The organism is Streptomyces botrytidirepellens (assembly GCF_003721215.1).
GTDB lineage: Bacteria > Actinomycetota > Actinomycetes > Streptomycetales > Streptomycetaceae > Streptomyces > Streptomyces himastatinicus.
In genome coordinates this window covers 46344-55689 of sequence record NZ_RIBZ01000330.1, presented here as the reverse complement: position 1 = coordinate 55689, position 9346 = coordinate 46344, and the positions used below count along the sequence as shown (strand labels likewise).

The following is a 9346-nucleotide window of genomic DNA, read 5'->3' as shown; positions in this document are numbered from 1 at the left end:
CACCGGCCGCCCCGGCCGCGGCCCCGGGGCGGGGCCCCGGGAGCGGGGGCCGGGGGCTGGGCCCCGGTTTCGGGGAGGGGCGGGGTGGGGGATTGCTGTCATGGACACAACCGCATACCGGAGGGGACCCATGTCCGGACGACGACCCGCCCGAAGACTCCGCACCCTCGCCCTCGCCACCATGGCCGCCGCAGCCACACTGATACCCATGGGCGGCGGAGCCGCCGCCCAGGACACCTGCGAGGCCCCTATCAGCGACGCGGCACAGCACGTCATCGAGGCCTGCGACACCCCCGCCCGCATCGTCGACAAGGCCGTCCACACCGTCCCCACCCCCGGCCAGCTCGCCTGGCAGCAGCGAGAAGTCACCGCCTTCACCCACTTCGGCATGAACACCTTCACCAACCGCGAGTGGGGCTCCGGCACCGAGGACGAGGAGCTGTTCGACCCCGCCGCGCTCGACTTCGGCCAGTGGATGCGTACGTACAAGGCGGCCGGGGCCCGGCAGGTCATGCTCACCGCCAAGCACCACGACGGCTTCACGCTCTACCCCAGCCGCTACACGGACCACGACGTGGCCGCCAGCCCCTGGTGGACCCGCGGCCCCGGCGGCAGGAACCCGGACGGGGACGTGCTCGGGGCGTACGTGAAGGCGGCCCGGGCGGCGGGGCTGAAGGTCGGGGTGTACCTGTCGCCCGCCGACGGGGCCGAGCTGCCGCACGCCTGGCACGCCCAGTGGGTGGAGAAGGTCAAGGAGAAGCAGGCGAACGGCGAGCAGCTGTCGCTGCCGGAGCGCATGGCGCTGGAGGACGCGGGCCGCGCGCCCGCGGGCCAGGGGCGGTACGGCAACGGCAGCACGCCCACGGAGCGCACCATCCCGACGCTCGTGCCCGGCGACGACCGCGCCGCCGACGTCGCCTCCGGCAAGCTGCCCAGCTTCCGCTTCACGGCCGACGACTACGACGCGTACTACCTCAACCAGATCTACGAGATCCTCACCCAGTACGGCCCCGTCGACGAATTCTGGCTGGACGGCGCGAACCCCTGGTCGGGCGCCGGGATCACGCAGAAGTACAACGTCACCAACTGGTTCCGGCTGATCCGCGCCCTCTCCCCGGACAGCGTCGTTTTCCAGGGCGCTCAGGGCGTGCGCTGGGTGGGCAACGAGAGCGGCGTCGCCCGCGAGACGGAGTGGTCGGTGACCCCGTCCGCCGTCGACCCCTGGACCGTGATCGGCGGAGGGCTGCCCAACGACTCGACCGACGCCGACATCGGCTCGCGCGCGAAGCTGACCGCCCCCGGCGTGAAGTACCTCCAGTGGTACCCGGCCGAGGCGGACGTCTCGCTGCGCCCCGGCTGGTTCCACCACCCCGCCGAGCGCCCCAAGACGGCCGCGCAGCTGATGTCGCTGTACGAGCGCAGCGTGGGCCGCAACGCCTCGCTGCTGCTCAACGTGCCACCCGCGAAGAACGGCCGGATCGACGACGCCGACGTCGCCTCGCTGACCGCCTTCGGTACGGCTGTGGCCCACACGTACGGCTCCGGCCTGCCGATCGGCGACGGGCCGGTGACGTTCGACCGGGTGCGGGTCGGCGAGGACATCCGGTACGGGCAGCGGGTCGAGGCGTTCACCGTGCAGGCGCGTACCGCGGGAACCTGGCGCGACATCGCCTCCGGCACCACCATCGGCGCGCGCCGCATCCTGGCGCTGCCCTCGGCCGTGACCGCCGACGCGGTGCGGGTGCGGGTGCGGGAGTCCCGCGCGACGCCGCGGCTGCTGCCGGTGACCGTCCACCGGGCGCAGAAACTCCAGGAAGGGCCTTAAGGGCCACCCCGCGCACGCGCCACCCACGGGCGTCCGATAGCTTGAGCGTGTGAGCAACGAGGTCAAAAAGAACGCCGTGCGCGCCGGTGCCGTCATCGCCGCGACGACGGCGATGCAGCTGATGTCGTCCCCCGCGTTCGCGCTCACCCGCGACGACGGTGACGACCCGGGTCCGGGCCTGAGCGTCGCCGAGACGCTGGGCCTCTTCGTCGTCGCCCCGATCCTTCTGTTCCTGGTGATCGCGGGCCTCGTCATGCTGGGAGACAAGAAGTCCGGTCAGCAGACCACCGACTGACGACGGGCGAACGAGAGACGAAAGCGCTGAACGGCGCTGCGAGGGCGCCCCTGGCCGAACAGGCCGGGGGCGCCCTCGTCGTATGTGGGCAACGTCTCCCCTGTCCGCTCCCGTATCGCTCCCGTATCCGCGGCCGAAACACACGGGAACCGAGCGGTTTATTTTCGCTTTAACCTACGGTGTCGTAACCTACGGAGCCGTAGGTAAAGCCCCTTGCACCCGTCCCCAGGAGCTTCTCAGTGACCCTCGCCCCCTCCAGCCGCAACGGTCAGGCCGTGTGGAGCGATACCCAGCTCCTGTACGCGCTCGAAGAAGTCGTCGAGACCGAGCTGAACCGGCACCTGAAGGTCGCCAAGGAATGGATGCCCCACGAGTACGTGCCGTGGAGCGACGGCCGCAACTTCGACGGGGTGATGGGCGGCGAAGCCTGGGCCCCCGACCAGTCCAAGGTCAGCGACGTCGGCCGCATCGCGCTCGTGGTGAACCTCCTCACCGAGGACAACCTCCCCAGCTACCACCACGAGATCGCGACCCTCTTCGGCCGCGACGGCGCCTGGGGCACCTGGGTGCACCGCTGGACGGCGGAGGAGGGCCGGCACGGCATCGTCATGCGCGACTACCTGCTCACCAGCCGCGCCGTCGACCCGGTGCAGCTGGAGCGGTTCCGCATGACGCACATGGGCGAGGGCTTCGAGTCCGACAACAACCACAGCATGCTGCACACGGTGGCCTACGTCGCCTTCCAGGAGCTGGCCACCCGCATCTCGCACCGCAACACCGGCCACCACTCCGGCGACCCGGTCTGCGACCGGATGCTGGCGCGCATCGCCACCGATGAGAACCTGCACATGATCTTCTACCGGAACCTGCTCTCGAAGGCGTTCGAGCTGGCGCCGGACCAGACCATGTGCGCCGTCCGCGACGTCGTCGTCAACTTCCGCATGCCCGGCCACGGCATGCCCGGCTTCGAGCGCGCCGCCGCGCAGATAGCGATCGGCGGCATCTACAACCTGCGCATCCACCACGACGACGTGCTCCAGCCGGTGCTGCGCTTCCTCAAGGTGCTCCAGATCGGCGGGCTCGGCCCGGAGGGGCTCAAGGCGCAGGAGGAACTGGGTCTGTACATGGGCGGACTGGACGACCAGGCCACCAAGTTCGACGAGCGCCGCGAGGCGCTGCTCGCCCGGCGCAGGGCCCGTGCCGAACGGGATTGATCACTCTGGCACCATCGGGTGATGGTCGATCATCCTTCGCACGGGACGTCCGGCGCGGCACCCGAGGACACCCCCGGTGACCACCCTGACGTGGCAGCCGAGTTGCGGGCCGCGGCGGCGGCCGGGGAGCCGGGCGCCTACCGCGCGTACGCCGAACTCCTCACCGAGCGCGGGCAGTTGGACGAGGCCCTGCCCTGGTGGGCCAGGGCGGCCGACGCCGGTGACGCGGACGCCTCGCGCACCCTCGCGATATGCCACAAGGACCGCGGCGACTTCGCCGAGGCCGAACGGTGGTACCGCACCGCCGCCGACCGCGACGGCGGCTGCGCCTTCGGGCTCGCCCGGCTCCTCCAGGAGGCGGGCGACCCGGCCGGCGCCGAGGAGTGGTACGGGCGCGGCGCCGCGCTCGGCAGCGTCTCCTGCACGACCAACGGCGCCATGATGCTGGCCGCCCGGGGCGAGTGGAACACCGCCCTGGAGCGGCTGGCCGAGGCGTCCGCCGGGGGCGACGACGTCGCCACCCGCACCCGCAAGGTGATCGAGGACCTCCTCGACGAGCTGGCGGGCTGGCGCGACGCCCTCGCCGCGGCCGAGGCCGCGGACGACCCCGAGGCCGCGTACGAGGCGCTGCGCGCGCTCCTCGACCCCGACCGGCAGGGGATGTACGACGCCTATCCGCACCTGGTCGCCGAGGCCGAGGCGCTGTACGCCCGCGCCGCGGCGGTCGGCAGCGTCAAGGCGCTGGTCGACCAGGCCATCTTCGTCTCCCGCGACGCCGCCCGCTGGGACGAGGCCCGCGCCCTGGTCGAGCGCGCCCATGAGCTCGGCTACGACGGCGCCGCGTTCGTGCTCGGCGTCTGGGCCGAGGAACGCGGCGAGCTGCGGGCCGCGGAGACCTGGTACCGCACCGCCGACGACGCCGACGGCGGTCACTTCTGGGCCTGCTACAACCTGGGCGTGCTGTGCACCCGCCAGCGGCGGCTGGACGAGGCCGAGGAGTGGCTGCTGTCCACCGGCATCGACCCGGAGCACTGGGACCCGTTCTCGGAGAGCGAGGAACGGGTCATCAGAGCCCTGGAGGACGTCGCCGCCATCCGCGCCGACCCCGCGCGGCAGGGCTCCGCCCAGTGGCGCGACCGCATCCCCGGGCTGCGCGCCCGCGCCCAGGACGGCGGGCCCGACGCCTGGTACGCCTACGCCGAGGCCCTCGACCACATCCACCGGCTCCCCGAAGCCGCCGAGTGGTACCGCAAGGCGGGCACCCCGCGCGCCCTCCTCGCCCTCGGCCGGATGCTGTACGGGTCGGGCGGCGCCAAGGGCACGTTGATGGTGCCGTACTACGAACCCGCCGCGGGCGAGGGCGACGCCTCCGCCGCGTACGACATCGGGCGCATCCACGACGAGGCCGGGGACCGGCGCACCGCCGAGATCTGGTTCCACCGCGCGGCCGGGCTCGGCCACGGGGGCGCCGCGTGGTGGCTCGGCCGGACCTCCGAGGAGCGCGGCGGCGATCCGCAGCAGGCCGAGCGCTGGTACGTCCGCGCCGCCCGCACCGGCCTCGTACCGCCCGCCTTCCTCGCGGGCCGCAGCATGGTCCGCCGCGGCGCCCACGCCGACGCCGTACCGCTGCTGCACACCGCCCACGACGGCGGCCACGCGGAGGCCGCGTACTGGCTGGCCAAGGCCGTGCGGGGGCTCGGCCGCCCGGAGGAGGCCGAGCGGTGGCTGCGGACGGCCGTCGAACGCCACCCCCAGGTCCTGCGCGACTACGGCCCCATGTCCCGCCAGGCCATCCCCGACCCCCGCCGCGAACTCGCGGAAGTCCTCACGGAACTGGGCCGCAACTAGCACCCGACCGCGAAACCCCGGCCGGGGACGGCCTAGCCAGGTACAAGCTGAGCTTTCGTTGCCGTCCGCGGGGCGGTGGGTGGGTTGTGCCCACCCGTTCCGCCCCGCGGAACGATTGCCCACAACGGGTCAGCCAGCCGCCGCGTCCGCCGCGCGGGCCTTGAGGGCGCGCTCGACACCCGCCCGCGACTCGGTCACCAGCCGCCGCAACGCCGCACTGGGCTCGGCGGAGGCCAGCCACGCATCGGTGGCGTCCAGCGTCTCCTGGGACACCTGGAGCGCCGGGTACAGCCCCACCGCGATCTGCTGCGCCATCTCATGGCTGCGGCTGTTCCAGACGTCCTTGACCGCCGCGAAGTACTTCTCGGCGTACGGCGCCAGCAGCTCCCGCTGATCGGTCTGGACGAACCCCCCGATCACCGCCTCCTGCACCGCGTTCGGCAGCTTGTCGCCCTCCACGACCGACGCCCACGCCTCCGCCTTGGCGGCCTCGGTCGGCCGCGCGGCCCGCGCGGTGGCGGCGTGCCGCTCACCCGCCGACGTCTTGTCGCGCTCCAGCTCGGCGGCGATCTCGGCCTCGTCGGCGCGCCCGGTGGCGGCGAGCCGCTCCACCAGCGCCCAGCGCAGCTCCGTGTCGACGGCCAGGCCTTCGATCGTCTCGCTGCCGTCCAGCAGCCCGGCGATCAGGTCGAGCTGGGCGTCGGTGCGAGCGGTCGCGGCGAAGGCGCGGGCCCAGGCGAGCTGGTGGTCGCTGCCGGGGGCGGCGGCGCGCAGGTGCTCCAGCGTGGCGTCGGTCCACTGGGCGAGCCCGGTCTCACGCCAGTCGGGCGCGGCGTACAGCTCGAGCGCGAGCTTCACCTGCCGGTGCAGCGACTGCACCACACCGATGTCCGACTCCTTGGCCACGCCGGACAGCACGAGCGCCAGGTAGTCGCGGGTGGCCAGTTCGCCGTCCCGGGTCATGTCCCAGGCGGAGGCCCAGGACAGGGCCCGCGGCAGGGACGCCTCGAAGTCGCCGAGGTGGTCGGTGACGACGGCCAGGGAGTCGGCGTCGAGCCGGACCTTGGCGTACGAGAGGTCGTCGTCGTTGAGCAGGATGACGGCGGACCGCTTCGTGCCGACCAGGCCGGGCACCTCGGTCAGCTCGCCGTCCACGTCCAGTTCGATCCGCTCGGAGCGGACCAGCTTGCCGGTCGCGTCGAGGTCGTACAGCCCGATCGCGATGCGGTGCGGACGCAGCGTCGGCTCACCCTTGGCGCCGGTCGGCAGCGCGGGGGCCTCCTGCCGGATCGCGAAGGAGGTGATGGTGCCGGAGGCGTCCGTGGCGATCTCCGGCCGCAGCACGTTGATGCCCGCGGTCTCCAGCCACGCCTTCGACCAGGTCTTGAGGTCCCGTCCGCTGGTCTCCTCCAGCGCGCCGAGCAGATCGGTGAGCCGGGTGTTCTTGTAGGCGTGGCGCTTGAAGTACGCCTGTACGCCGCGGAAGAACTCGTCCATGCCGACGTACGCGACGAGCTGCTTGAGCACGCTCGCGCCCTTGGCGTACGTGATGCCGTCGAAGTTGACCAGGACGTCGTCCAGGTCGTTGATCTCGGCCATGATCGGGTGGGTGGACGGCAGCTGGTCCTGCCGGTAGGCCCAGGTCTTCATGGAGTTGGCGAAGGTGGTCCACGAGTGCGGCCACTTGCTGCCCGGTGCGTACGCCTGGCAGGCGATGGAGGTGTAGGTGGCGAACGACTCGTTCAGCCACAGGTCGTTCCACCACTCCATGGTGACCAGGTCGCCGAACCACATGTGGGCCAGCTCGTGGAGGATGGTCTCGGCGCGCACCTCGTACGCCGCGTCCGTCACCTTGGAGCGGAAGACGTACTGGTCGCGGATGGTGACCGCGCCCGCGTTCTCCATGGCGCCCGCGTTGAACTCCGGCACGAAGAGCTGGTCGTACTTGGCGAACGGGTACGCGTAGTCGAACTTCTCCTCGAACCAGTCGAAGCCCTGCCGCGTCACCGCGAAGATGGCGTCCGAGTCGAGGAACTCGGCGAGCGAGGGGCGGCAGTAGATGCCCAGCGGCACCGACCGGCCGTCGGCGCCGTCCCAGCTGCTGTGCACGCTGTGGTACGGGCCGACGATGAGCGCGGTGATGTACGTCGAGATGCGCGGCGTCGGCTCGAAGCGCCAGACGTTGTCCTTGGGCTCGGGCGTCGGCGAGTTGGAGATCACCGTCCAGCCCTCGGGCGCGGTCACGGTGAACTGGAAGGTGGCCTTCAGGTCCGGCTGCTCGAAGCTCGCGTACACCCGGCGGGCGTCCGGCACCTCGAACTGCGTGTAGAGGTAGGCCTGCTGGTCGACCGGGTCGACGAAGCGGTGCAGCCCCTCACCGGTATTGGTGTACTCGCAGTCGGCGACGACCCGCAGCTCGTTGCGCCCGGCCAGCAGCGACGGCAGCGCGATCCGCGAGTCCTGGAAGACCTCGGCGGGGTCCAGGGCGTCCCCGTTGAGGACCACCTCGTGCACGGTGGGCGCCACCAGGTCGATGAACGAGGACGCACCCGCCTCGGCGGCGTCGAAGCGCACCGAGGTCACCGATCGGTAGGTGCCGCCCTCCTGCGCGCCGCTCAGGTCCAGCTCGATCTCGTACGCGTCCACGGTCAGGAGGCGCGCTCGCTCTTGCGCTTCCTCCCGGGTGAGGTTGGTACCAGGCACGTCGGCTCTCTCCCGTTCGTCATGTGCGGTATGTGCGGTACGCCATACGTCAGGCGGATTGCCATCCTCGCACGTCGGAGCCGGTCAGCGCCGGTACATGACCGGCCCGGGAAACGCCGAGGGGGAGCGGCCGTGGCCGCTCCCCCTCGGGACAGGTGTGGCGTCAGCTCAGGTCGGCCGCCACCAGCTCGGCGATCTGCACCGCGTTCAGCGCCGCGCCCTTGCGCAGGTTGTCGTTGGACAGGAACAGCGCGAGACCGTTCTCGACCGTCTCGTCCACCCGGATCCGGCCCACGAAGCTCGGGTCCTGGCCCGCGGCCTGGAGCGGGGTCGGGATGTCGCTGAGGGCCACGCCCGGGGCGCCGGCCAGCAGCTCCACGGCCCGCTCCACGCTGATCGGACGCTCGAAGCGGGCGTTCACCTGGATCGAGTGGCCGGTGAAGACCGGGACCCGGACGCAGGTGCCGGAGACCTTCAGGTCCGGGATCTCCAGGATCTTGCGGCTCTCGTTGCGGAGCTTCTGCTCCTCGTCGGTCTCCAGCCGCCCGTCCTCGACGATCTTCCCGGCCAGCGGGAGCACGTTGTAGGCGATCGGGCGGGCGTAGACCTCAGGCTCGGGGAGGTCGACCGCCGAACCGTCGTGGGTCAGCTCGGTCGCCCGCTCGGCGCCCTTGCGGAGCTGGTTGTCCAGCTCGGCGACGCCGGAGAGCCCGGAGCCGGAGACGGCCTGGTAGGTGGTGGCGACCAGGGCGGTCAGCCCTGCCTCCCGGTGCAGCGGGCGCAGCACCGGCATGGCGGCCATGGTGGTGCAGTTCGGGTTGGCGATGATGCCCTTGGGGCGCTGCACCGCCGCATGCGGGTTGACCTCGGAGACGACCAGCGGAACGTCGGGGTCCATGCGCCAGGCGGACGAGTTGTCGATCACGACCGGGCCCTGCGCGGCGACCTTCTCGGCCAGCGCGCGGGAGGTGGCGCCGCCCGCCGAGAACAGCACGATGTCCAGGCCGGAGTAGTCGGCCGTGGCCGCGTCCTCGACGGTGACCTCGGTGCCGCCCCAGGGGAGCGTGCGCCCTGCGGAACGGGCGGATGCGAACAGCCTCAGCTGGTCGGCGGGGAAGTCGCGCTCGGCGAGGATCCTCCGCATCACTCCGCCGACCTGGCCGGTCGCTCCGACAATTCCGATCCTCATATGAACCCTTTTCCTCGGTCGTGTCTCTCAGCGGCCCCTACCCCTCCGGCCAGTGTCTCAGGCCTCGCCGTAACCCTTCCGTGACCAATGTCGCACTGGTCAGCGCTGCCCGGGCTTCCCGCGCGAGTGAACACGAAGTGAGCGGAAGAATTCCTGTTCACGAGGGCGTGATGGCCGTTTTCTTCACGAAGATCAACGTGAGGAGATCGGCGACCGGCGTTGCCGCGTCGTTCACTCCCAGGCCATCCCCGATGCCAACGATCCGAAGTGAC

At 71.6% G+C, this 9346-nt stretch carries 6 protein-coding genes; 4 read left to right on the top strand and 2 right to left on the bottom strand.

Translation table 11 applies throughout. The features are described from left to right. Positions 1-130: 130 nt before the first annotated feature. The 4 genes from EEJ42_RS30025 to EEJ42_RS30010 all read left to right on the top strand — a co-directional run bounded on the left by EEJ42_RS30025 (position 131) and on the right by EEJ42_RS30010 (position 5182). The gene (locus EEJ42_RS30025; protein ID WP_425472980.1) at positions 131-1825 is read left to right on the top strand and encodes an alpha-L-fucosidase; all 1695 of its coding nucleotides are present in this window, start codon (positions 131-133) and stop codon (positions 1823-1825) included. Positions 1826-1874: 49 nt separating this feature from the next. Further along, entirely contained in the window at positions 1875-2120 is a 246-nt protein-coding gene (locus tag EEJ42_RS30020) for a hypothetical protein (RefSeq protein WP_123104885.1), read from the top strand. 239 nt (positions 2121-2359) lie between these two features. Beyond that, positions 2360-3334, top strand: coding sequence for an acyl-ACP desaturase (locus EEJ42_RS30015; RefSeq protein ID WP_123104883.1), 975 nt, complete (start codon positions 2360-2362; stop codon positions 3332-3334). 21 nt (positions 3335-3355) lie between these two features. Then, entirely contained in the window at positions 3356-5182 is a 1827-nt protein-coding gene (locus EEJ42_RS30010) for a tetratricopeptide repeat protein (RefSeq protein WP_246097482.1), read from the top strand. Between the two features lie 129 nt (positions 5183-5311). Here EEJ42_RS30010 and pepN read toward each other — a convergent pair whose 3' ends face one another. Beyond that, positions 5312-7885 carry an aminopeptidase N gene (gene pepN / locus EEJ42_RS30005; protein ID WP_123104879.1) on the bottom strand — a complete coding sequence of 858 codons (2574 nt, stop codon included), beginning with the start codon at positions 7883-7885 and terminating at the stop codon, positions 5312-5314. 163 nt (positions 7886-8048) lie between these two features. After that, positions 8049-9074, bottom strand: coding sequence for an aspartate-semialdehyde dehydrogenase (locus EEJ42_RS30000; RefSeq protein WP_123104877.1), 1026 nt, complete (start codon positions 9072-9074; stop codon positions 8049-8051). Positions 9075-9346 lie beyond the last annotated feature (272 nt).

Excerpts from the sequence above, each read along its gene's own strand:
- EEJ42_RS30010 (WP_246097482.1), top strand. The coding sequence starts at position 3,356 with ATGGTCGATCATCCTTCGCACGGGACGTCCGGCGCGGCACCCGAGGAC.
- EEJ42_RS30000 (WP_123104877.1), bottom strand. The coding sequence starts at position 9,074 with ATGAGGATCGGAATTGTCGGAGCGACCGGCCAGGTCGGCGGAGTGATG.
- EEJ42_RS30025 (WP_425472980.1), top strand. The coding sequence starts at position 131 with ATGTCCGGACGACGACCCGCCCGAAGACTCCGCACCCTCGCCCTCGCC.